The following is a 23,129-nucleotide window of genomic DNA, read 5'->3' as shown; positions in this document are numbered from 1 at the left end:
TTTGAGTAAAGATTTGGATTTACTGCATGATAAAGAAAGTGCGTTGCTTAGAAAGTATATGATACCTTCTGTAACAGGTATGTTAGGGCTCTCAGTATGTATCTTGTTTGACACTATGTTTATAGGGCATAAACTTGGAGACCTAGGTCTAGCAGCATTAAACATAGCATTACCTACTTATAATCTATATAATGCCATAGGTTTAGCAATAGGTGTTGGTGGAGCCACAACCTTGTCCATTGCTATGGGGCAGAAAAAGTTTCATAAGGTCAATAGGATATTTACTTCAGCAATTTTCGCAGGAATAGTATTTTGTATAATAATAAATTTATTAGAATTATTTTTCTTAGACAAAATAGTCTATATGCTAGGAGCATCAGAAGCAACTTTCCCTCTGGCAAGAGATTATCTTAAAGTAATATTAAGTTTCAACTCGGCCTTTATATTTGCATCGGCTTTTATAGTGTTCGTTAGAAATGATAGAGAACCAAAGCTTGCTATGTATGCTGTAATAGCATCTAATACTACGAATATAGTTTTAGATTACGTATTTATTTATATTTTTAATTGGGGAATGTTTGGAGCTGCTTTAGCAACATCTATTGGTCAGTTAATGGCACTTGGGGTTTTATCAATACATTTTATAAGAAAAAATAACTCTATGCACTTAGAGATAGGCGGAATAAATTTAGAAAATATAGGTAGAGTTTTAAAAAATGGAGTTCCTAGTTTTTTAACTGAACTTTCAGCAGGATTTGTAATATTTATATTTAATATTGTTATATTCAAGTTTGAAGGTGATTTAGGAGTTTCAGCATATGGCATAATAACTAATATAGTTCTTATATTTATAGCTGTATTTAATGGGGTTTCGCAAGGAGTACAGCCACTTATAAGTGTTAATTATGGTGCAGGAAAAGATGATAGGGTAAAAGAGTTTTTGAGATTGACAAGAAGAATTGCATTTATATTAGGAGTGATTTTCCTAGGATTAGGATTCCTATTCCCAGATCAAATGATAGGAATATTCACTAGTGATAGAGGAAAACTTTTAGAGATTACAGTAAAAGGAATTTATCTGTATTTTATAGCTTTCTTATTTAATGGAGTAAATATGGTTAATGTAGCTTATTTACAGGCTGTAGAGAAATCAAAGGAATCTTCATTGTTATCAAGTGCAAGAGGGTTAATTTTCATAATATTATTCATAAGCACATTACCAAGGTTTTTAGGAATAGATGGTGTATGGTTAACTATTCCTTGTGCAGAATTTGCAACACTTTTATTATTTATTTTATTTGAGTTTAGAGTAAAAAGAAAATAGATTAAATTAATAAAAACCGTTGAAATTCAACGGTTTTTACTGTAAATGCAAAGAAATAAAACTAATGTAGTAAAAGTTATAGTGATTTTGTAAATAGAGGTTAAGTTCTTATAAGTGAGGTATTGACTTATAATTAACCTAATAACATAGTATGCGATTTTATTAAAATGTGACAATAAATTAAATAAAAAATTGTAGAACTCAAATAAGTTGTATATAATAATATTAAAGCTTTATTTAAAGGAGAGATTTTTATAATGGACATTGGAAATTATAAGGGAATGGATCCATACATGCTTCTTAGCATTGTGAATTTAAAATTAAGAGATTATTATAGTAATTTAGATTCTATGTGTGATGATTTATCAGTTGATAAAGAAATTATTGTACAAAGACTAAAAGACTGTGGATATATATATAATAGTTCAACTAATCAGTTTGTTGCTGAATAATAATTTATGTTTTTTAAAATAGGGAGGATTAATTAAATGAACTTAAGAAAAGAACCATATTTATTGGTATTTGGAGCTTCAGTAGTAGATGTATTTGGATTTAGTAAGGCATCATACAGACCATATAACTCAACACCAGGACATGTAAAAATATCTTTTGGAGGTGTTTGTAGAAACATAGCTGAAAATATGGCTAGAGTAGGAGTTAATACAAACTTCATGTCAATATTAGGTGATGATGAGCATGGTAAAAGCATATTAGAACACTCAAAGAGAATAGGATACTACATGGAAGATTCGATGGTTATAGAAGGTGGAACAACACCTACATATTTAGCTATACTAGATGAGAATGGAGAAATGGTTTCTGCCATAGCAGATATGAAGAGTATAGGAGCTATGAACACTGAATTTATAGATTCTAAAAAAGAAATCTTTGAAAATGCAGAGTACACAGTATTGGATTCAGATAATCCAGAAATAATGGAGTACCTATTAACAAACTTTAAAGATAAAACAAACTTTATATTAGATCCAGTTTCAGCAGAAAAAGCTAGTTGGGTAAAACATTTAATAAAGGATTTTCATACTATAAAGCCAAATAGACACGAAGCAGAAATACTAGCAGGTTTCCCTATAACAGATACAGAGGATTTAATAAAAGCAAGTAACTATTTCTTAGGTTTAGGAATAAAGAAAGTATTCATAAGCTTAGATGCTGACGGTATCTTCTATAATGATGGAATTAGTTGTGGTAAAATAAAGGCAACAGAGGTTGAGGTTAAGAATGTTACTGGTGCAGGAGATTCATTCGTAGCAGGATTAGGACATGGATATATGAATAACTTATCTATTGAAGAAACAGTTAAGTTTGCAATAACTATGTCAAATATAACCATAGCTCATGAAGAGACTATTCACCCAGATATGGCATTAGAAACTGTTTTAGCTAAATTAGAAAAAACTACTTGGAAAGAAGAAAAGTATGATTTGAATAAATAGTTTGAATAAAACTATTTATTTTTGACTATATTTTTAGGTAGAGAATTTACATAAACATTATTGATATGATGAGGTGAGATTATGGGTAAAAAAATTAAAAAAGGAAAACTTGCTTTGTTAGCTGTAGCTGGAAGTGCCTTTGTGGCATCTTTACTATATGACAAAAATCAAAAGAATAAAAAAGAAATGGAAAAGTTAGAAGCAGATTTAGAAAATCAAAATTTAGAGCTTTAATCCATAAATAAAAAAAACACCAGATAATCTGGTGTTTTTTTATTTAGTTCTGTTTTAAGTAAAAGTTGCCTTTAAACAGAGCCTTTTATATATTAATTTAATAATATTTTATTTAACAAGTGAGTTTGCCTTAACTAGTGCTTCATTAAATGTACTAGCAAAGTGATCTTCACCTAGCTTGTTTATGAATCCCATAAGTCTCATAACCTTTTTAGGTTGTTCTTGAACTTCAGATAATATTAGCTTTATATTATGTGCTTTACAACTTAAAGCTATATTTTTAATTTGTTTATATCCAGTTACATCAAGTGTTTTAGTATGTCTCATTCTTAAAACAAGAACTTGTGCTTCTCTGTCAATTTCTTTCATTGTATTCATAAATGAATCAACAGCACCGAAGAATAAGTGTCCTCTTATGTCATAGACTAATACATTTTCACCAACTTTTAGGTTTTCCATATCGGTATCAACTCTGTCTGAACAGTCATCTTCACTAAATTCATTAACTTCTATTGAAGTAGCAACTCTTCTCATGAATAGACACATAGAAACTAACATACCAATTCCAATAGCTATTACTAAATCGAAGAATACAGTTAAGAAGAAAGTAGTTAATAAGATTGTTATATCACTCTTAGGAGCTTTTAATATAGCTTTAAAACTTCTCCATTCACTCATATTATATGAAACAACCATTAAGATTGCTGCAAGAGTAGTTAATGGTATAAATTTAGCAAGTGGCATAAACACAAGCATTATAAGTAATAATGTAATAGAGTGAACAATACCAGCTATAGGTGTTCTACCACCATTTTTTACGTTAGCTGCTGTTCTAGCTATAGCACCAGTTGCAGGGATTCCTCCAAATAAAGAAGAACCTATGTTAGCAAAACCTTGAGCTATAAGTTCAGCATTTGAATTATGCTTGTCTCCTATCATACCATCAGAAACAACAGCTGATAATAATGATTCTATTCCGCCTAAAAGTGCAATAGTAAATGCTGGTCCAATTAATGCCTTAAATGTTCCAAGATTTAAAGCTGGAATATGTGGCATTGGAATAGCTGAACTTATTTTACCAAATTGGCTACCTATAGTAGCTACTGGTAGATTAAAGAAGTAAACTACAAGAGTAGTAACTATTAAAGCTATTAGTGAACCAGGTATTTTCTTGCAGAAATTTGGCCAGAAAATAAGTATTGCTAAAGCCAAAATTCCAATAGCTAAAGTATAATAATTAGTAGTATTCATGTGAGAAATATATGCTTCCCACTTTGGTACGAATTCAGATGGAGTTTGAGCCATTTGAAGTCCTAAGAAATCCTTAACCTGTGTAGAAAAAAGTGTTACTGCTATACCAGATGTAAATCCTACAGTTATAGGGTAAGGTATGTATTTTATTAAACTACCAAATTTTAAAATTCCAAATAAAATAAGAATAATACCAGCCATAAATGTGGCGATTATTAGCCCGTCTATACCATGGTCTTGGATAATGCCAAAGACTATAACAACGAATGCTCCAGTAGGTCCACCAATCTGAACTCTACTTCCACCTAGTAATGAAATTATGAAACCAGCTATAATTGCTGTAATAAGACCTTTTTCTGGAGATACACCAGAAGAAATACCTAATGCAATTGATAGTGGTAAGGCTATAATAGCAACTATTATACCCGCAATTAGATCTTTAAAAAATTGTTCTTTTGATAATCCATTTTCTTTATCACCTAATAAAGAAAGTAACTTTGGTTTGTACATTGAAATATATCAACTCCTTTAAAAACAGTCGACTTCTATTATATTACTTAATGAAATGTTTTACAATTTCGTAAAACGATTTTAAACGTTATTAATAAGGTAATACTATGGGTTTACAGAAAGTTTACAAAATAATTTATATAAGTAACCTATGTTACGGAATACTAAAATAATATAACATATAATTAAAACATAATTTGATTTGAGGTGAAAGTATGAGTTTATTTTTAGGAAAAATACATTTTTGGTTGTTTGATAAAATAAGATGGTTTGAAAACTTAGAGGGAGAAACATTAGAAATTGCTAAAAAACATGATATGCCAGTAGATAATTGGGTAGAATATGCTAGTGAAAGATTTGGTGAAAAAACTCCTAATAAACCATTAGATGCTTTAATAGATGAAGGAAATATTCATGGTTGGTTAGAGGCTAGAATAAATGCTGCAGAAGGTAGAGGCGCTTATTATATAACATCAATGCTTAAAGAAAATAAAAATGTAAAGAGTGAATTAATAGAGTTATATAAAGATAATGGAATTTCAAATGCTGAGGAGTGTAAGGAATTAGAAAAAGAAATGAATGCACAAGATATATACACTGCATTAAATAATTATATATTAGACGGTATGCCTTGTGATAGAGTTAATAAGCTTTTAGAGAATTCAAGTGAAAAAGTGTCTTGGGAAATGACTACAGATTTACACAAAAGATTTTGGGATGATGTTCAAGGCGATGTTTCTGTATTCCATGAATTAAGAGATGCATGGACAGAAACATTTATTAGAGAACTAAATCCTAACTTTACTTTTGAAGTGTATGAAAATGGTGAAAAGGCAATTTTGAAGGGGTAATTGTATAAATAAATAATATTTTAAATTGCGTTTTTTTAGTAGTGATTATTTGTATATAAAGTAATCACTACTTTTATATTACAAAATAAATTTCAAAATTATTATAAGTATGGCACTTTATCTTTAGACTACATATTATAATTATATAATATTTAACATAGGAGGATAATATGTATTTAGCTCAAGGTGCCATTATAAGTATGGACTTAGGTAAAGGGCATATTATTGGAAAAAATACATCAGATGAATTTGAAAATAAAATAAAAGATAGCATATGTTATTTTTTAAGAAATTTTTTAAACAAAGAAAGTTTTAATTTAATTGATTGTACCCCATATGATGAATTATCTTTGTGTAATGGAGAAGATCTTAAAAATAGGGTTAAAAGAGCTAACTTAAGTGAATCTTCATTGCATTTAACTTTGAATGTAAAAAAATCGAAGGATAATTCAATTCAATGTTCAATCAATGAATTTGACTCAAAGGGGTACAAATTTGCTAAAAGAATATGTGTGGTTTTTGAAGAAAATAATTATAGGAATAAGGGAATAAAATATTCTGATGTATATAATCTTTTGTATATTAAAAAACCATCAATAATAGTAGATTTAGAGTTAACTATAAATGATGGTGAAGATATGGTTAAAAAATGTGCTACTATAGCTAAGATATTAGTAAATGCTATATTAAGTTTGGGAACAAAATAATAAAAGCTGAGGAGTATTTCTCAGCTTTTATTTTTTAGTCTATATATTTCAGGTGTGTTTTCATCTATAACTTCAAAGGAATATCCTGATTTTTTGAAATAGTCAATTATAGATGGTAATGCCTTAGCAGAGTTTTTATTTATATATCCACAATGCATTAGAAGGACCGCACAATCATCTTTGGTAGAGGATTTTCTTAATAGTGAACTAGGAGAAAGATTAGGGCTTAGACCATCTGTGCTATCTACAGTCCAATCATATATCTTAAACCCGTTAGAGTGAAGGGAATCAACCATAGCCTTGCTTAGAGTATAAGTACTATTGTTAGTTCCAAATGGAAATCTTAAAAGAAAGACCTTTTTACCTATTATGTTTTCTATTGCAGCTTGGGTCTTTAAATTTTCTTCAAGAAAAGATTTATTGCTTTGATAAACTTTATTTCTTTCATGAGTAAAAGTATGTAGACCTATGGCATGACCCTCATCATCCATTCTCTTAACTAAGTCAGGATGCTTTTCTACTAATTCTCCTATTAAAAAGAATGTTCCTTTAACATCATTTTCTTTTAATGTGTTCAATATGCTTTCAGTTACACTTCCAGCAGGGCCATCGTCAAAGGTTAAATAAACCTTTTTTATAACTTCTTTAGATTCAGATGGAGGTTCTTCTGCTGCTGATACAATACTTATGTTTGCTAGTAATATAAATACAATAAATAGAATGATTTTTTTTGTTGATAGATGTTTCATAATTTTCTCCTTTTCTTTTATATTTGTTACCTCTTAGTTTAGTATTTTCAAAAAAAATTTAAATATTATAAAAGTACTATCTATTATTAAATAATTGATGTTTTTTATTTAGAGTACTTTGTGTTATAATAAATAAAATAAAAAATATCAAAACATAAAGAGAGTGATAATATATGGAGAAGTATTTAAAGATAGTATTAGGAATAATAGTACTAATTATAGTTGTACAGCTTGCTTTATTTGTTTTACCTTGGGTTATAGGTGGAATATTAGTATTATGGCTTGTAGGATGGATATACTTTAAATTTATAAGGAAATATGTAATTAAATATAAGCAAAAGAAAGGTGAAACAGAAGAATTCACTTATACATTCACAAAAGGTGAAGAAAAGAAAACAGAAGCAGAATATGAGGATGAAGGTCCCGTTATAGATGTTGATTTTGAAGAAGTAAAAGATGATAAATAAGGATTTGAGTATATGAATTTTAGAAAATTAAAAATATTTTTTGAGACAGCACAATGTCTCAATATGACAAAGGTTGCAAAATCTATGTACATAAGTCAGCCTTCAATCAGTCAAGCTATTGCTGAATTAGAAAGTGATCTTGACGTTAAGCTTTTTGACAGAATAGGTAAAAAACTATATTTAACTCATGAAGGAGAAATATACTTTGAATACAGTAGAAGGATATTAAATCTGTATGAGGAGGCAAATAATACTATAAAAAGCAATAAAAGTGGTCAAAAAGGAAAAATTGTAATAGGGGCAAGCACTACCATAGGAATATATATATTACCTGAGTTAATAAAAGAATTTAATGAGGCTTATAAAAATATAGAAATTTCTTTGATAATAGAAAATACACAAATAATTGAAAAATTAATTTTGGAGAACAAGGTTGATATAGCATTGGTAGAAGGTAATGTTACATCTCAAGAAGTAGAAGTTGAGAGTGTTGGAAAGGATGAACTTGTTTTTATAGCTAATCCTAATAATCCTATTTTCTCAAAGGAATCAATAAGTTTAAAGGACTTAGAAAATGAAAAGTTTATAATGAGAGAAGCTGGAAGTGGTACAAGAGAAATTGTAGAAAACTATTTAAAGAATAGAGACTGCAATTATAAAGTTTATATGGAACTTGGAAATACAGAAGCTATAGTAAGAATAGTTGAAGCTGGATTAGGCATTGCTTGTGTTTCATGTAAATCTATTGGGGAAAGAATAGAGGAAAATTCAATAAAAGAAATTTGTATTGATGATGTTAATATTAAGAGAGATTTATATCTTATATACCATAAAGATAAGTTCATATCAAAGAATATGGAAACATTTATAAATGAAATTAAAAGTACAAATATATAAAAAAAGGATATTGCGCTATTACTTAGTGCGATATCCTTTTTTATAAGTATAAATAGTTTTATAATAAGTAAAAATATATTGAAATAAAATGACACAAACTACCTAATAAAATGAAAATATGAAATATTTCATGAAAACCTAAAGCTTTAAATTCTAAAAATTTTGGCTTTATAGCATAAATTATTCCTCCTATTGTATAAATAACACCACCTATTGCTAACCAAACTAGAGCTGTAGTAGGAATGTGTTTAAAGAAGGGAATAGCGCCTAAAGATATCCAACCCATACCTATATACATAAGTGTAGATAATATTCTCGGGCAGTTAAACCAAATCATTTTAAATAAAACACCTAAAACTGTAAGGGTTATTATTAAAGTAGTTATAAATATTTGAGGCTTTCCTTCAAGACCAATTAAGCAATACGGCATATAACTTCCACCTATAAGAATGAAAATCATAGAGTGGTCTAATCTTCTTAGAAAGGCGATAGTTTCTTTTTTTGCATTTACTAAATGGTATATAGCAGATGCGCTATATAGTAATACTAAGGCGCAACCAAATAATACAACTGATAGCAGTGGTAATCCAATTCCATATATATAAGTAGCTTTTATTGTTAAGGCTTCTAGTGCAACAAGTGATAAAATGGCTCCAAATAAATGGGTAAATCCATTTAAGGGTTCTCTAAAAAATGAGTTCTTCATAATATACCTCCAAACAAAATGGTATGTAGTTTTTAAAACTACGTATTGTCATGTTATAATTATCATCTAATTTTACAAAAAATTCAACCTCCAAAAAAGGTAAAAATTTAATAATTTTTATAGAATACTTCCATATTGCTTGAAATTTTGCTTGAATACTAATAATATAATATATATAGGACAAAATGTAGTTTTAAAAACTATGTTATAGATTATCCTTGTTAAGGAGGAGACTTTTTTGAAATTAAATAATATATTAGATGAGTTAAATTTAGATAAGACTATAAATCTTGAAGATATACCAGAATTAGATTTATATATGGATCAAGTTATTCAGTTGTTTGAAAATAAGCTTGGAGATAATAAAAGATTTGAAGATGATAAAATACTTACTAAAACAATGATTAATAACTATGCAAAAGGGAAGTTATTAATGGATATAAAAAATAAAAAATATACTAAAGAACATATAATACTTATGTGCTTTATATACAATATGAAAGGAATATTAGCTTTAAGTGATATTAAAATAGCTCTAGAAAATATTGTTGAAAAATACAATAATAAAGAAATGGATAATGAAGAAGTTAGAAATCTTTATAAATTATATTTAAATGGACATTCAAAGAATATACAAGATATGAAAGAGAACCTAGATGTTGATTTAGATAACCTAGGGGAAGCGTTTGAAGGTTTGGATAAAGATGAAAAGAAGATGATTTTAGCGGCTGTTTTAGTTGATAAGGCTAACATGTATAAGAGAATAGCTGAAAAAATATTAGATACAAAATAAGTAAAATAATGTAACATTTAGAAAAAGGTAGTCATAATATGTAGTATCATATGATAATTTAGGAGGCAAATTATGGACTACAAAGATTATAGATGTAATTGTAACTGTGGAGAGATGGATGATATAGAAGAATTATTTGAAGATTTTGGCTGTCATAATGACTACCATTGTGGATGCTGTGATGACCCAAGAGATTGTTGTAAGAGACCAGAACCAAAACCAATGCCTAAAAAGGGTACAATAGAAGTTCAATGTCTTTTAGGATGTTCTGATGGAGAACCAATAAGTGGAGTTCCAGTTGAATTATATAAAATAGATTGTAATACTGGATTTGAACTTGTTGATTGTAAATATACAGATAAATGTGGAAAAGCTGTTTTTAAATGTTTAGATGATGGATTATATGCAGTAAAACAACCTGTAGATCCTTGTTATTTTGAAGCACCTCAATATTACCCATGCTATGAAGTATGCATATCTCCAAGAAATAAATTTGGAAGAGTTTGTGTAATAAACAATTTAAGAAAAAGAGAAAATTGTAACAGACCTCCAATTTGTTGCAGATGTAAAAAGGATGGCTGTAGATAATTAAGCTTATAGCAATTAATGAAAGCTCACAGAGATAATTCTGTGGGCTTTAAATTATCAATATTAAATTATATAATAAAGAGAAACTTATTTGAATTACATAATGAAAGGATTAGTTTAAGTATGAAGATTAGAATAAAATATTTTGAGGAAGCAATAAAGCTAAAGAAGATAGTGAAGGGAAATTGGATAGACGTTTATTCAAATAAAGATGTCTTTGTTAAAGAAGGAGAAAGAGCTATGATTCCTTTAGGATTTGCATTAGAATTGCCAAGAGGATGGGAAGGGCATTTAGCACCAAGAAGTTCTACATTTAAAACTTGGGGAATAATTCAAACAAATTCAGTAGGTGTTGTTGATGATACATATATAGGAGATAATGATCAATGGCATATGCCTGTTTATTGTCTTCAAGGGAAAGATACTGAAGAGAAAGGATCTTGGATTAGAAAAGGAGATAAGATAGGTCAGTTTAGAATAATGGAAGTTATGCCAGAGTTTGAATTTGAAGAGGTTGAATCATTTGGGAATGAAGACCGTGGTGGCTTTGGTTCAACTGGTACAAAATAATATCAAAATATAAAAAGCTACTATAATATTATAGTAGCTTTTTATATTTTAAACTTTAATCTTCAAGAGATTCTGAAAGGTCTTCCCAAGTAGCATAAAGAGAATCTATTTCATCTTGAACTGCTTTAATTTCATTGTTTACTCTTATACTTTCTTCAGGATTAGAGTAAACTTCTTCTTTGCAAAGCATTCCTTGAAGATTTTCAAGTTCTTCTTCTTTTTGAGGAATAAGCTTTTCAACATCCCTTAGTTGTGCTCTTAAAGCTCTTGCTGATTTTTCGGCAGTTTTTTTCTTCTTTCTCTCTTCTTTAATTTGAGTTTTGGTTTTTCCTTGGTTTATTTCATCATCTAAATCTTCATATCTATTAGGATTAGCCTTTTTATCCATGAAGTAGTTGTAGTTTCCAAGGTAAGTTTTTAGACCATCTTCTTGAAGTTCAACTATTTTATTAATAACTTTATTTAAGAAGTATCTATCATGAGATATTACTATTAAAGTGCCATCATAACTTAATATAGCATCCTCTAGAGCTTCTCTAGACATTATATCTAAGTGGTTAGTTGGCTCGTCAAGAAGTAGAAGGTTAGACTTAGAAAGCATAAGCTTTAATAAGTTTATTTTACATTTTTCTCCTCCACTTAGTAGTGATATTTCTTTAAATACATCATCACCAGTAAATAGGAAAGATGCTAAATAGTTTCTAACTTCAGTAGTAGTAAGATGAGGGAAGTCATCCCAAACCTCATCTATTATTGTTTTAGTTATATCAAGATTTGATTGTTCTTGATCATAGTAACCAGTAAAAACATTTTTACCTAGGGTTACTGAACCAGAATCAGGTTTAACCATATCCATTATAATTTTAAATAGAGTAGTTTTACCTCTACCATTTTCACCGATTAATGCAACCTTTTCACCACGTTTTAAATCAAGGTTAACATTTTGGAATAATAAGTTTTCATAGCTCTTTTTTAGATTTTCTATATGAAGAACATCGTTTCCGCTTTTAACTAAGGTTTCAAAATTAATTTTAGAAGCTTCTTTTATAACTTCAGGAGCCTCTAAACGTTCCATTTTATCAAGAGATTTTTGTCTACTTTCAGCAGCTCTGATACTTTTTTCTCTATTAAATGAACGGAATTTTTCTATTATCTCTTCTTGTCTTTTTATTTCAGTTTGTTGAAGAGTATATGCTTTAAGTCTAGTTTCTATATCTTTTTTTCTAAGTTCTAAGAATTTTGTATAACTAGCATTATAACAATGTACTTTACCACCTACAAGTTCAAAAGTAGAATTAGTTACAGCATCTAAGAAGAATCTATCATGGGAAATAACAAATACAGTTCCTTTATAGCTATTTAGATATTCTTCTAACCATTGTATAGCTTCTAAGTCTAAGTGGTTTGTAGGCTCATCTAAAAGAAGTAAATCTGGTTTTCTTAAAAGTAATTTACAAAGAGCAAGTCTAGTTTTTTGTCCACCACTAATATTTATTATTTTAGTATCAAAATCTTCTTCTAAGAATCCAAGTCCTTTAAGAACTCTAGAAATTTCTCCTCTAAAAGTATATCCACCTCTATTTTCATAAAGTTCTTGAGATAGAGTATAGTCTTTTATAAGTTTATTGTGATATTCTTCTTTGGAAGCATCATAAGGTTCATTTAGTTTTTCTTCCAACTCTTTAATCTTTTTCTCAAGTTCAGTTAAAGAAGAGAATACAGAAAGCATCTCATCATATATAGTATTTTCACTATCTAAAGATAAATTCTGAGAGAGATAACCTATAGTTTTATTTTTATCTAAGAATAATTCACCATTATCATAATCAAGTTGTTTGGTAAGAATTTTAAATAAAGTTGATTTTCCTTCTCCGTTTGGTCCTATTAATCCAACTTTATCTCCTTCATTTATATTAAATGTTACATCTCTTAAAATCTCATCAATACCAAAACTTTTACTTAAATGTCTACAGCTTAAAATTATCATTTTAAAACTCCTATCATTGAATATTAGTATTAATAATTACAATTATACTAATAATGTCTACTTTCATCAAATTAAATATATAATCTTTCAAGGAATTAAGAGAAATCCACTTTTAAGCACCTAAAATTAGATTTTAGAATAGTATATACTATTGGAGTGATGAATTATGAAGAACACTAATAATTATAGAAGTTTATTTATAGGTATTGATGATGAGATATCCATTTATAATGGAAATAAAATTGTTCCTATTAATTTAGATAATGGTGCAACAACACCAGCTTTAAAAGAATGTATGAAGTGTGTATCTGATATGCTTTATGTATATAGTTCCATTGGAAGAGGAAAAGGATATAAGGCTAAATTTTGCAATGAGTTTTATGAAAATTCAAGAAAAAAGATACTAAACTTTTTTAATGTAAAAAAACAAGAAGATTATACTGTTATATATGTTAAAAATGCAACAGAGGGATTAAATTTATTAGCAAAGTCATTAGTAAATAAAAGAGATTATGTTATAACCACTAGAATGGAACATCATGCAAATGATCTTCCTTGGAGGGAGAATTGTAATGTTTTATATGTAGATGTTAATGACAAAGGCTTGTTGAATAAGGAAAAATTAGAATCTCTAGTTAGAAAAAATAGAGGGAAAGCAAAGTATATAACAATAACAGGTGCTTCAAATGTTACAGGATATTTAAATCCAATAAATAAAATAGCAAAGTTGGCTCATGAAAATGGAATGAAAATAATTGTAGATGCAGCTCAGCTTGTTGCTCATAAAGAAATAAATATGGGTGGAAGTGGAGATGATGATCACATTGATTTTTTGGTGTTTTCAGCTCACAAGATGTATGCACCTTTTGGGTGTGGAGTAGTAATAGCCTTAAAAGATGATATAAAAGATAAGGAACCTTTATTAAGGGGAGGAGGAGCTGTTGATTTAGTTTCTGATAATAAGGTTTATCTAGATAGTGAACCAGAAAGGTTTGAAGCAGGTACCCCTAATATAATAGGAGTATGTGCACTTTTATCTGCTATAAGAATAATTGGTTCTATAGGATTTGAAAAAATAGAACAAGAAGAGGAACGATTAAGAGATTATTTATTATATGGATTGGAAAGTATGCCAGATATAATAACATATGGGGATTCTAATTATAAAGAAAGAATCGGAGTAGCTGTGTTTAATGTTAGAGATGTTCATCATGATATAATATCTGAGAGTTTAGCTGATTTAAGAGGAATAGCAGTTAGAAACGGAACATTTTGTGCTCATCCATATGCAAGAAGACTTTTGGGAATAAAAGATGAGGAATTTTGTAAGTATGCATATAGTAATGAAATAAGACCAGGCATGCTTAGGGTAAGTTTAGGACTATATAATAGTAAAGAAGAGGTAGATGAGTTTTTAAATACTCTTGAAATAGTAAAAAGAAAAGATTTTAAACTATGATGATTAACGCTGTATCTATTTAAATATTAATAAAATTCTTATATTATATGTAAGGAAGGTTATTTTATATTTATAATTGATACAGCTTATTTTATGTGATAATGTTACATAATTTTATTGCATAAAATGTTATCATTATATTATAAGAAACAAGATATGAGTAAAGGAGAAATTAAAAAATGAAAAGACCATCAGAATATCACAAAGAAGGATATACTTGTGCAGAGGCTATTTTAAAATCATATAATGAAGAGTTTGGAACAGACATACCAGTTTCATTAGGTAGTGGTATGGGAACAGGTGTAACTGTTGGAAGTCTTTGTGGAGCAGTAAATGGAGCTGTTTTAGCAATAGGATTTATAAAAGGTAGAGAGAGTAATGAAGAAAAGAATGAGGCAAGAACTTATTCTAGAGAGTTAATGAATAAAGTTAGAGAAAAATACAGCTCAGAAATATGCCTTGATTTAAAGAAAAATAAAATAAGTTGTGCAGAAATAATAGATTTTTCATATGATGCTTTAAAAGAATTATTAAATAGTTAGAGTAAGGTCTAGTGTTGTTTACTTCTACATAAATGATTAAATAAAGTTAAAACATAAGAAAAAGACATGCAAAGTGCATGTCTTTTTCTTATGTGGGTAATTTGAAAATAATATCTGATTTTATAATACAAAACTATGATAAAGAGGAAGAGAATCTCTATCCTCGAAATCGCTAATTAATGGTTTTAAATATTCTAAGCCTTCTTTAGTAATATTGTTTCCTTCGGCGTTAATCCATTCAGTAGGGAAGTATTTTATATTATTGGCGATTTTATCTGCTTCTACTAGGAATGTAGAACTTTTATATGGAAGAGATGATTCTCTTTTTATAGCAACCATATAGCCACCTTCTTCTTTAACAGAAACTTCTAAAGCTGCTTGTCCTACCATAACTGCCTCATTTACATCTATTTGAGATGCTGAGTGCATAGCACATCTTTGAAGAGTATTAAGTTCTAATGACTTTACTCTATTAGTAATACTAGCTTGGATAATTAAGTTCTTTAGGTAAGCACCAACACCACCTAGCTGAGCATGACCAAATGAATCACCACTAGCTGCTGTTTCAGTAAGAAATTTTCCGTTTTCATCTCTTATTCCTTCTGAAGCCACAATATAAACATGATTTTTTTCTTTAAATATTCTAGCTACATCATTTAAAAATTGAGTAACTGAGAAAGGCTTTTCTGGTAAATAAACTAAATCTGCACATTGCTCTCCGTTAATTGTTGCTAATGCTCCAGCAGCTGCTAACCATCCAGTATCTCTTCCCATTGTTTCTACTATAAATATTCCGTTATTAGTATAAACCTTAGAATCTAGATAAGTTTCTAAAACTGAAGTGGATATAAATTTAGCTGCACTTCCAAAACCAGGAGTATGGTCTGTATGCATTAAGTCATTATCAATAGTTTTAGGAATTCCAAAGAATTTTATATCAACATTCTTTGCTTTAGCATAGGCATTTAATTTTGCTGTTGTGTCCATTGAATCATTTCCACCAACATAGAAAAATGCTTTTATATCAAGAGCATTTAAAATCTCAAGAAGCTTTAAGTATTCCTCTTCACTTTCTTCTAATTTCTTTAATTTATATCTACAAGAACCTAAACCAGAAGCAGGTGAACTTTTAAATCTCTCTAACTGTAATTCATCCATTTCTGATAAGTTTATAATAGTCTTATTTAAGATACCTTCAATACCATTTAATCCACCATAAACATTATCATATAATTTAAGTTCCTTATTAGCTTTAACTAGTCCATAAACACTCGCGTTAATTACTGAAGTTGGACCACCTGATTGAGCAATAATACAATTCATTTTAAAAAATCTCCCCTTTAAATTAAATACAATATTACGTATAAATTGTTAAATGTGTTACACTATTTCGCCAAATGTAATACTCTGTTTACTAATATACACTAAATTTTATGAAAAATAAAGCCTAAAATACAAAAAAATATATATTTATTTATCATAATACAGTTAATATGATATACAAAAGCGCGCTGTAACTGGGTTAGACTAAAATGTATATTAATAAAATTAATGTGCTATACTATTGGATAAATAGAGTAGTATAATTATGAAAACATTTTCTTGAAATGAGTTTTAATACACAGATATAATAAATAAAGAATTTATAAATATAATATTATTGAATCAGATTTAATATGATATAATTTATAGTAGTCATTTAAATATTATTTTAGGAGATAGTTATGGATATAAAAGCAATATTTAAAGCTAAAGGTGTAAAAGTCACTAAGGCTAGGTTATTAATATACAAATTATTAAAAGAAAATGATAGAAGCATTACAGCTGATTATATATATAGTAAATGTAAAGAAATAAACCTTTCTACAGTTTATAGAACACTAGAAATATTTTTAGAAAAAGGCTTAGTAGATAAATTTGAATTAGGAGATGGAAAAAGTTCATTTAAGTTAAAAGCAGATGATGTACATAAACATATATTGGAATGTGATATGTGTCATAAAGAGATAGAAGTACCATGTCCTATGAAACAAATTGAAGAGTTACTTAGAAATCAAACTGGGTTTAAGGTTAAGGAGCATAACCTTACTTTAAAAGGTGTTTGCGAAGAATGTATGTCGGATAAAAAGTAATTATTATAATAAAGTAATAAAATAATATGGAAAAAATTAACTTGAATAAAGTGTTTACAAAAATAAAATAAGGACGTATAATCATTAATAATAAATTAAAAACATTCCCCATATATTTCTGAAGATAGGGTTCAGATGTTTCTACGAGATAACCGTAAATATTCTCGCTATGGGTAAATCGGCATATTAATGAACTTTAGTTAGTATTGGTTTACCTAAAAATCAATACTAACTTTTTTTATACTAAAATTGGAAGGAGATACAGATGACGAATTTACTAGAGAGAGTTTTTAAACTGAAAGAAAACAAAACAAATGTAAAAACAGAAGTAATAGGAGGATTGACTACTTTTGTAACTTTTGCATATGCATTATTAGTTATTCCGAATATTCTTAAAATAGGAGGAATGAACTCGTTAGGTGTAAAAGGAGATGCAGCAGCAAACTTAACTATGGCAGGTGATCCAATTATTGCTTCAGCTTTTGCTTCAGTATGTGTGGCAGCAGCTGTTGGTACTTTGATAATGGCATTTTATGCTAATTTGCCTTTTGTATTAGCACCAGGATTAGGACTTGTATCATTTTTTGCTTATAATATATGTTTAAAATTAAATTTTTCTTGGCAAGAAGGATTAGCAGCAGTATTTATATCTGGAATTTTATTTATAGTTATTACACTTACATCTATAAGGGAAAAAATAGTACACGCCATACCGGAAAATCTTAAGTTTGCAATAACAGCTGGAATTGGACTTTTTGTAGCCTTAATAGGGTTAAAAGATGGAGGAATAGTTAAGGCTAATCCAGCAACTTTAGTATCTTTCGGAGATTTTACAGATAAATATGTACTTCTTACAATAATAGGACTTATAATAACAGCTATATTAGTAGCAAGAAAAATAACAGGTGGAATGCTTTTAGGAATAATAATAACAACAGTTATAGGAATACCTATGGGGGTTACTAATTTAACAGGTATGCAATTATTCACTGCTCCTCAAATAGGAGATACATTCTTTGCTATGGATATTAAGGGCCTTTTAATGAGTAATGGAGATAGTATATTTGGAGCATTACTTACAATATTCATGGTAGTAATAACATTAAGTTTAGTTGACTTATTCGACACAATAGGAACATTAGTTGGAACAGCACAGAGCTCAGGAATGTTAGATGAAGATGGACAAGTTAAGAATTTAAGAAAAGCATTAGCATCAGATGCTGTGGGAACTACAGTGGGAGCAATGCTTGGAACTACTACGTTAGCAACTGTCGTTGAATCAGCAGCAGGTATATCAGCAGGAGCTAGAACAGGGCTTTCAAATGTAGTTGTTAGTATTTTGTTAGTTATATCATTATTCTTTAGTGGAATAATAGGAATAGTGCCACAAAGTGCTACAGCACCAGCCTTAATAATAGTTGGCGTTTTAATGATGGGAGCTATAACAGAGATTGATTTCTCAGATTTTACAGAGGCGGTACCAGCATTCTTCACAGTAGCAATGATGCCATTTACATATTCTATAGCTAACGGAATAGCTATAGGAATGATTTTCTATCCAGTAATGAAAATAGCTACTGGAAAAGGAAAAGAAGTTCATAAAGTTATATACATATTTGCAGCATTATTTATATTAAGATTTATATTAATGCCAGATTAATCAATAATTATAATAAAATGAGAAGTTGTTAGTACAAATGAAGCTGATAATAACTTAGAATAATTAGACTTCAAATTAGAGAATTTATATTCTTTGATTTGGGGTCTTTTTATTATTTTTGGATAAAATCACAAAAAAGAACTTATAGAGAAAAACTTAATAAAACCTAAAATTTGTTCATTGTTTAATCAGATTATATTACTTAAAATGAGGGTTAAAAGGAGGGCGAATTTATGATTAAATTTGAAAAGAAGAGTAAGGGCAATTTAACAATAGTAAATATATATAACTTTATAAGAAAAACAGTATATCCTAGTGGGGAATTTGTAGAGGATGATTTTCAAACTGTAATACAAGAGATTGAACTTATAAAACAATATGGGTTTCCTGCAACTTATGCATTAAAGCATGATGCCTTAATTGACCAAAGGTTTTCGGGCATTATTAAGGAATCAATAGATGAGTATGATGAAGTTGGTGCATGGTGGGAAATAACAGAAGAACTAGCTACAAGGGCAGGTGTTAAATGGAAAGGTGAAACTCCTATTGATGACCATGTTGATAAAGGGTATTCTTTAGGATACTCAAAAGAAGATAGAATAAAAATGGTTGATATCTACATGAGGGACTTTAAAGAAGTATTTGGATATTATCCTAAGACAGTAGGTTCGTGGGTTATGGATATTATAACTTTAACCTATATGTATGAAAATTATGGAGTTATAGGTGGTGCTTTATGTAGAGATCAAATAGGTACTGATGGATTTACTCTTTGGGGAGGATACTTCAATCAAGCTTATTATCCAAGCAAATTAAATGAATATATTCCAGCTCAGAGCAAGGAAATGCAATTAGATATGCCTATTTTTAGGCTTCTAGGGCCAGATCCTATATATAACTTTGAAGAGGGATTAAGACCAGAACTAAAAGGAGTACACACTTTAGAACCGGCATGGATAATTGGTCAAAGTAAGGAATGGGTTAATTGGTTTTTTGAGTGCTTAAATGATGAAGAAAGTTTAGGCTTTTCTTATGCTCAAGTTGGACAAGAAAATACATTCCTTTGGAATACTATGTATAAAGGATACGAGGTTCAAATTGATCAAGTTTCAAAATTAGAAAAAGAGGGAAAGGTAAGAGTTGAAACATTAAAAGAAAGTGCATTGTGGTATAGGGGTAAATATAATTTAACACCTCCAACATCTTTTGGGGCACAAAAGGATTGGAATACCTATAATATGAAAACTCTTTGGTATAATAGTAGATTTTATAGAACAAGTCTTTTATTTGAAAATAATGAGCTAACAATAAGAGATATACATCTATTTAATGAAAATTATAAGTCGAGATACTATGATGGAATACTTAATAGTAATGAGAGTATTTTTGATGCATTACCACTTATGAGACCTCATTACTGGAAGAATGAAATTGAGACTAGACCTGAGGTAAGCTTTGTTAAAGCAAAAAGAATTGGTGTATATGAAAAATTAAGTGGTAAAGAATTAATTTATAAAAAGCTTGGAGAAACTTCATATAAACTTAATTGGAAGATTGAAGAAGAAGGAGAGGTTGAGTTTATATGCAATGAGGATTCTATTAATATTAAGTTTAGTGGAAATATAAAAGATAAAGGAATGCTTTGCATAAATACACTTCCTGTTCTTAAAGAACTAAATTCTAATAGCTTATTGTGTGAGCATAATGATTTTAAGTATGGTATATCTTTGTTAAAGGGTGAATTCATTTTGGATGAGGATTCAAATATTTTAGTAACTAGTGAAAATGGTGAGATAGTTATTAATCTAAATACTAGCAATGTAGATATGAAAGAGTATGAATTTTTTAATGCTGAGTATTTAGGAGATAGAGAAAATTTAGATTCGTATATACCTGAATATAAAAGATACACTAAGAGTAATAAAGTAATGTTAAGAGCCTTTAGACCTATAGTAAATGTTGATACATTACTAGTTAATAAACCATTTACTCAAGAGATACTTTTAGGAAAGAAAGATAAAAAGGGAGAAATTAGATATACTTTAGATGGTTCAGAGCCGAATAAAGATTCATTGCTTTATAAAGAACCTATAGTAGTTAAGGATAGAGCTTTCGTAAAAGCTAAAGTATTTAAAGATGGATTTAAACCAAGTAATACTATTGAAAGTAGAATATATGTAACATTGCCTATAGTGGATATAAAAGGTTTAACTAATCCAACTGATCATTATATGTATAACAAAAGAGGAGTATATGATCTTATAGATGGAGAGAAAGGAAGTCTTCATTATACGGATGGTAGATGGCTTGGATATACAGAGGATATGGAGGTTGTAGTTGACTTAGGGGAAGAAAAGAGTATAAGTGAAGTAATGGTTGGATTCCTTCAAGACACTAGAGCTTGGATTTATTATCCTAAGTTTGTTGAATTTTATTATTCTATAGATGGGGAAAGTTTTGAATTTTTAGATAAAGAGGTAAAAGAGAAAAATGAAAAGAGAGTAGAAGTTGGCAAAAAAGATATAACTTCTAATAAAAGTGTTAAAGCTAGATATATCAAAGTTTTTGCAAAGAATGAAGGGATTTGTCCAGAGTGGAGTATAATGCCTGGAGAAGAACCAACATTCATGTTTGTTGATCAAATAACAGTGTTATAGAGTGAAATAGAATAGAGTAACATAGAATTATATGTATTTATGGTGTAAGGATAATAAAAAATAGGATAAAAATAGTTTTCTATAAAATAATTTTATATATTTAGATTAAGGTTTAGATGCATTATAATGTGTAAGAATAAAATTTTTTGAGGTACGTAGGGGGAAAAATGGACAAGCGAATTAATTTGACAGAAGGGAAGATAACAAGCAACCTTATAAAACTTTCCATACCTATAATGGCAACATCATTCATACAAATGGCATATAGTATGGCTGATATGTTATGGGTTGGAAGGTTAGGAAGTAACGCTGTGGCGGCAGTTGGTACGGCTGGGTTTTTTCCTTGGTTAGGTATGGCCTTTGTAATGATATCGAAGGTTGGAGCCGAGATAAAAGTAGCGCAAAGCTTAGGAAGAAATGATATTGAAAGCACAAAAGATTATATTAAGAGTGCTTTTCAAATCAATATTTTATTAGCAATATTATACTCATTGATATTATTAATATTTAATAGTTATTTGATTGGGTTCTTTGATTTAGGAGATGTAGAAGTTATTCATATGGCTGAAACATACCTTATGGTTGTAGCAGCAGGTATGATATTTGGATTTTTAAACCCAGTTTTCACTGCAGTATTCACTGGATCAGGTGATAGTAGAACTCCATTTATAGCAAATACAATAGGCTTAATATTTAATATAGTTTTTGACCCAATACTTATATTTGGAGTAGGTATATTCCCGGAAATGGGCGTTTTAGGGGCTGCTTTAGCTACGGTAATAGCACAAGCTATAGTTGCAATTAGTTTTTTATATATAATGATTAGAAGTAAGGCTGAATATTTAAAAGTAAATATATTTAGTGGAGTAAAAATAAATTGTATGAAAACATTATTCCATATTGGCCTTCCAGCAGCATTACAAAGTGGATTATTTACTGTATTCTCTATGTTTATAGGAAAAATAGTAGCAATTTTTGGACCGGTTCCAATAGCTGTTCAAAAGGTAGGATCCCAAGTTGAGGCTATAGCTTGGATGACTGCAGGAGGAATTTCTACAGCATTAAGTACATTTGTTGGACAAAACTATGGAGCTGGTAAATTAAAGCGAATAACGAAAGGGTTTAAAATAACCATGATTATTTCTTTATTAGTAGGAGTTTTTGCAACATTTGTTTTAGTTGTATTTGGAAGACAAATATTTGCTATATTTATACCTGAGGCTCAGGCGATAGAACTTGGAACGGATTATCTTAAAATATTAGGATATTGCCAGATTCTTGTTTGTGTTGAAATAACAACTACAGGAGCTTTTAATGGATTAGGTAGAACCTATATACCATCAATAGTAAGCATCTTATTAACAGGTGCAAGAATTCCACTAGCTTATATTTTATGTAGACCTGAAGTTTTAGGTCTTGATGGTATTTGGTGGGCCATAACAATAACAGGAGCTTTAAAGGGAGTTGTAGTTTATGCTATTTACAGATACCTATATAAAAAGAATAAGTTATTTAAAGTTTATAAAGATGAAAATGGAATAGAGTGTGTAAATTATTAATGAGGATTTATAGAAATAAATAAGAAAAAGGC

22 protein-coding genes and 1 riboswitch are annotated in these 23,129 nt (G+C 29.1%); of the genes, 17 read left to right on the top strand and 5 right to left on the bottom strand.

The genetic code is table 11. The features are described from left to right. Nucleotide 1: 1 nt before the first annotated feature. From ACQZHJ_RS10785 to ACQZHJ_RS10770, 4 genes are all read left to right on the top strand, one after another. Nucleotides 2-1,324, top strand: a complete 1,323-nt coding sequence (locus ACQZHJ_RS10785) for an MATE family efflux transporter (RefSeq protein ID WP_430485558.1) — start codon at nucleotides 2-4, stop codon at nucleotides 1,322-1,324. Between the two features lie 257 nt (nucleotides 1,325-1,581). Beyond that, nucleotides 1,582-1,776: a DUF4250 domain-containing protein gene (locus tag ACQZHJ_RS10780; RefSeq protein ID WP_430485557.1), complete on the top strand. Its 195-nt coding sequence runs from the start codon at nucleotides 1,582-1,584 to the stop codon at nucleotides 1,774-1,776. A 36-nt stretch (nucleotides 1,777-1,812) separates the two neighbouring features. Further along, nucleotides 1,813-2,778 (top strand): carbohydrate kinase family protein, encoded by a 966-nt coding sequence (locus ACQZHJ_RS10775; protein WP_430485556.1) that lies wholly within the window; start codon nucleotides 1,813-1,815, stop codon nucleotides 2,776-2,778. 81 nt (nucleotides 2,779-2,859) lie between these two features. Next, nucleotides 2,860-3,012, top strand: a complete 153-nt coding sequence (locus ACQZHJ_RS10770) for a hypothetical protein (RefSeq protein WP_430485555.1) — start codon at nucleotides 2,860-2,862, stop codon at nucleotides 3,010-3,012. A 108-nt stretch (nucleotides 3,013-3,120) separates the two neighbouring features. On the opposite strand, the gene ACQZHJ_RS10765 is transcribed toward ACQZHJ_RS10770, so the two are convergent. Beyond that, nucleotides 3,121-4,773 (bottom strand): SulP family inorganic anion transporter, encoded by a 1,653-nt coding sequence (locus tag ACQZHJ_RS10765; RefSeq protein ID WP_430485554.1) that lies wholly within the window; start codon nucleotides 4,771-4,773, stop codon nucleotides 3,121-3,123. A gap of 215 nt (nucleotides 4,774-4,988) precedes the next feature. Between ACQZHJ_RS10765 and ACQZHJ_RS10760 the strand changes: the two genes are divergently transcribed. Continuing rightward, complete coding sequence (locus ACQZHJ_RS10760; RefSeq protein ID WP_430485553.1) at nucleotides 4,989-5,624, top strand: hypothetical protein; 636 nt, start codon at nucleotides 4,989-4,991, stop codon at nucleotides 5,622-5,624. A gap of 170 nt (nucleotides 5,625-5,794) precedes the next feature. Continuing rightward, nucleotides 5,795-6,331: a hypothetical protein gene (locus ACQZHJ_RS10755; protein ID WP_430485552.1), complete on the top strand. Its 537-nt coding sequence runs from the start codon at nucleotides 5,795-5,797 to the stop codon at nucleotides 6,329-6,331. Between the two features lie 20 nt (nucleotides 6,332-6,351). Here ACQZHJ_RS10755 and ACQZHJ_RS10750 read toward each other — a convergent pair whose 3' ends face one another. Next, nucleotides 6,352-7,080: a polysaccharide deacetylase family protein gene (locus tag ACQZHJ_RS10750; RefSeq protein WP_430485551.1), complete on the bottom strand. Its 729-nt coding sequence runs from the start codon at nucleotides 7,078-7,080 to the stop codon at nucleotides 6,352-6,354. Between the two features lie 173 nt (nucleotides 7,081-7,253). On the opposite strand from ACQZHJ_RS10750, the gene ACQZHJ_RS10745 reads away from it, so the two are divergent. Continuing rightward, a complete protein-coding gene (locus ACQZHJ_RS10745) occupies nucleotides 7,254-7,547 on the top strand; it encodes a hypothetical protein (RefSeq protein ID WP_430485550.1) in 294 nt (97 codons plus the stop codon). A 12-nt stretch (nucleotides 7,548-7,559) separates the two neighbouring features. Further along, on the top strand, nucleotides 7,560-8,444 hold the full coding sequence (locus tag ACQZHJ_RS10740) for a selenium metabolism-associated LysR family transcriptional regulator (protein ID WP_430485549.1): 885 nt from the start codon (nucleotides 7,560-7,562) through the stop codon (nucleotides 8,442-8,444). Between the two features lie 58 nt (nucleotides 8,445-8,502). Here ACQZHJ_RS10740 and trhA read toward each other — a convergent pair whose 3' ends face one another. After that, a complete protein-coding gene (gene trhA, locus ACQZHJ_RS10735) occupies nucleotides 8,503-9,150 on the bottom strand; it encodes a PAQR family membrane homeostasis protein TrhA (RefSeq protein WP_430485548.1) in 648 nt (215 codons plus the stop codon). A gap of 238 nt (nucleotides 9,151-9,388) precedes the next feature. On the opposite strand from trhA, the gene ACQZHJ_RS10730 reads away from it, so the two are divergent. From ACQZHJ_RS10730 to ACQZHJ_RS10720, 3 genes are all read left to right on the top strand, one after another. Further along, nucleotides 9,389-9,943: a DUF1836 domain-containing protein gene (locus ACQZHJ_RS10730; RefSeq protein WP_430485547.1), complete on the top strand. Its 555-nt coding sequence runs from the start codon at nucleotides 9,389-9,391 to the stop codon at nucleotides 9,941-9,943. Nucleotides 9,944-10,015: 72 nt separating this feature from the next. Further along, nucleotides 10,016-10,531 carry a hypothetical protein gene (locus ACQZHJ_RS10725; RefSeq protein WP_430485546.1) on the top strand — a complete coding sequence of 172 codons (516 nt, stop codon included), beginning with the start codon at nucleotides 10,016-10,018 and terminating at the stop codon, nucleotides 10,529-10,531. Nucleotides 10,532-10,654: 123 nt separating this feature from the next. Next, nucleotides 10,655-11,101, top strand: coding sequence for a dUTP diphosphatase (locus ACQZHJ_RS10720; protein ID WP_430485545.1), 447 nt, complete (start codon nucleotides 10,655-10,657; stop codon nucleotides 11,099-11,101). Between the two features lie 55 nt (nucleotides 11,102-11,156). On the opposite strand, the gene ACQZHJ_RS10715 is transcribed toward ACQZHJ_RS10720, so the two are convergent. Continuing rightward, nucleotides 11,157-13,088 (bottom strand): ABC-F family ATP-binding cassette domain-containing protein, encoded by a 1,932-nt coding sequence (locus tag ACQZHJ_RS10715; RefSeq protein WP_430485544.1) that lies wholly within the window; start codon nucleotides 13,086-13,088, stop codon nucleotides 11,157-11,159. Between the two features lie 166 nt (nucleotides 13,089-13,254). Between ACQZHJ_RS10715 and ACQZHJ_RS10710 the strand changes: the two genes are divergently transcribed. Together ACQZHJ_RS10710 and ACQZHJ_RS10705 are read left to right on the top strand one after the other, a co-directional pair. Next, the gene (locus tag ACQZHJ_RS10710) at nucleotides 13,255-14,547 is read left to right on the top strand and encodes an aminotransferase class V-fold PLP-dependent enzyme (RefSeq protein ID WP_430485543.1); all 1,293 of its coding nucleotides are present in this window, start codon (nucleotides 13,255-13,257) and stop codon (nucleotides 14,545-14,547) included. 179 nt (nucleotides 14,548-14,726) lie between these two features. Continuing rightward, on the top strand, nucleotides 14,727-15,089 hold the full coding sequence (locus ACQZHJ_RS10705) for a C-GCAxxG-C-C family (seleno)protein (protein ID WP_430485542.1): 363 nt from the start codon (nucleotides 14,727-14,729) through the stop codon (nucleotides 15,087-15,089). A gap of 120 nt (nucleotides 15,090-15,209) precedes the next feature. Here ACQZHJ_RS10705 and ACQZHJ_RS10700 read toward each other — a convergent pair whose 3' ends face one another. Continuing rightward, nucleotides 15,210-16,412 (bottom strand): 6-phosphofructokinase, encoded by a 1,203-nt coding sequence (locus ACQZHJ_RS10700; protein ID WP_430485541.1) that lies wholly within the window; start codon nucleotides 16,410-16,412, stop codon nucleotides 15,210-15,212. Between the two features lie 401 nt (nucleotides 16,413-16,813). Between ACQZHJ_RS10700 and ACQZHJ_RS10695 the strand changes: the two genes are divergently transcribed. From ACQZHJ_RS10695 to ACQZHJ_RS10680, 4 genes are all read left to right on the top strand, one after another. Beyond that, the gene (locus ACQZHJ_RS10695) at nucleotides 16,814-17,221 is read left to right on the top strand and encodes a Fur family transcriptional regulator (protein ID WP_430485540.1); all 408 of its coding nucleotides are present in this window, start codon (nucleotides 16,814-16,816) and stop codon (nucleotides 17,219-17,221) included. A gap of 88 nt (nucleotides 17,222-17,309) precedes the next feature. Beyond that, nucleotides 17,310-17,411: riboswitch (purine riboswitch) on the top strand. Nucleotides 17,412-17,486: 75 nt separating this feature from the next. Beyond that, entirely contained in the window at nucleotides 17,487-18,881 is a 1,395-nt protein-coding gene (locus ACQZHJ_RS10690; RefSeq protein WP_430485539.1) for an NCS2 family permease, read from the top strand. 233 nt (nucleotides 18,882-19,114) lie between these two features. Beyond that, nucleotides 19,115-21,538, top strand: a complete 2,424-nt coding sequence (locus ACQZHJ_RS10685) for an FN3 associated domain-containing protein (RefSeq protein WP_430485538.1) — start codon at nucleotides 19,115-19,117, stop codon at nucleotides 21,536-21,538. A 167-nt stretch (nucleotides 21,539-21,705) separates the two neighbouring features. Beyond that, complete coding sequence (locus ACQZHJ_RS10680) at nucleotides 21,706-23,097, top strand: MATE family efflux transporter (RefSeq protein ID WP_430485537.1); 1,392 nt, start codon at nucleotides 21,706-21,708, stop codon at nucleotides 23,095-23,097. Nucleotides 23,098-23,129: the final 32 nt, after the last annotated feature.

This window comes from Clostridium sp. B9, from assembly GCF_050509515.1.
In the GTDB taxonomy this organism is placed as follows: domain Bacteria; phylum Bacillota; class Clostridia; order Clostridiales; family Clostridiaceae; genus Sarcina.
Note: the sequence above shows the minus strand (reverse complement) of the source record. Positions and strands in the feature narration are given on the sequence as shown.

Bases quoted from the DNA above. Each gene is read 5' to 3' on its own strand.
- ACQZHJ_RS10780 (WP_430485557.1), top strand. From the start codon at position 1,582: ATGGACATTGGAAATTATAAGGGAATGGATCCATACATGCTTCTTAGC.
- ACQZHJ_RS10775 (WP_430485556.1), top strand. From the start codon at position 1,813: ATGAACTTAAGAAAAGAACCATATTTATTGGTATTTGGAGCTTCAGTA.
- ACQZHJ_RS10770 (WP_430485555.1), top strand. From the start codon at position 2,860: ATGGGTAAAAAAATTAAAAAAGGAAAACTTGCTTTGTTAGCTGTAGCT.
- ACQZHJ_RS10765 (WP_430485554.1), bottom strand. From the start codon at position 4,773: ATGTACAAACCAAAGTTACTTTCTTTATTAGGTGATAAAGAAAATGGA.
- ACQZHJ_RS10760 (WP_430485553.1), top strand. From the start codon at position 4,989: ATGAGTTTATTTTTAGGAAAAATACATTTTTGGTTGTTTGATAAAATA.
- ACQZHJ_RS10755 (WP_430485552.1), top strand. From the start codon at position 5,795: ATGTATTTAGCTCAAGGTGCCATTATAAGTATGGACTTAGGTAAAGGG.
- ACQZHJ_RS10750 (WP_430485551.1), bottom strand. From the start codon at position 7,080: ATGAAACATCTATCAACAAAAAAAATCATTCTATTTATTGTATTTATA.
- ACQZHJ_RS10745 (WP_430485550.1), top strand. From the start codon at position 7,254: ATGGAGAAGTATTTAAAGATAGTATTAGGAATAATAGTACTAATTATA.
- ACQZHJ_RS10740 (WP_430485549.1), top strand. From the start codon at position 7,560: ATGAATTTTAGAAAATTAAAAATATTTTTTGAGACAGCACAATGTCTC.
- trhA (WP_430485548.1), bottom strand. From the start codon at position 9,150: ATGAAGAACTCATTTTTTAGAGAACCCTTAAATGGATTTACCCATTTA.
- ACQZHJ_RS10725 (WP_430485546.1), top strand. From the start codon at position 10,016: ATGGACTACAAAGATTATAGATGTAATTGTAACTGTGGAGAGATGGAT.
- ACQZHJ_RS10720 (WP_430485545.1), top strand. From the start codon at position 10,655: ATGAAGATTAGAATAAAATATTTTGAGGAAGCAATAAAGCTAAAGAAG.
- ACQZHJ_RS10715 (WP_430485544.1), bottom strand. From the start codon at position 13,088: ATGATAATTTTAAGCTGTAGACATTTAAGTAAAAGTTTTGGTATTGAT.
- ACQZHJ_RS10710 (WP_430485543.1), top strand. From the start codon at position 13,255: ATGAAGAACACTAATAATTATAGAAGTTTATTTATAGGTATTGATGAT.
- ACQZHJ_RS10705 (WP_430485542.1), top strand. From the start codon at position 14,727: ATGAAAAGACCATCAGAATATCACAAAGAAGGATATACTTGTGCAGAG.
- ACQZHJ_RS10700 (WP_430485541.1), bottom strand. From the start codon at position 16,412: ATGAATTGTATTATTGCTCAATCAGGTGGTCCAACTTCAGTAATTAAC.
- ACQZHJ_RS10695 (WP_430485540.1), top strand. From the start codon at position 16,814: ATGGATATAAAAGCAATATTTAAAGCTAAAGGTGTAAAAGTCACTAAG.
- ACQZHJ_RS10690 (WP_430485539.1), top strand. From the start codon at position 17,487: ATGACGAATTTACTAGAGAGAGTTTTTAAACTGAAAGAAAACAAAACA.
- ACQZHJ_RS10685 (WP_430485538.1), top strand. From the start codon at position 19,115: ATGATTAAATTTGAAAAGAAGAGTAAGGGCAATTTAACAATAGTAAAT.
- ACQZHJ_RS10680 (WP_430485537.1), top strand. From the start codon at position 21,706: ATGGACAAGCGAATTAATTTGACAGAAGGGAAGATAACAAGCAACCTT.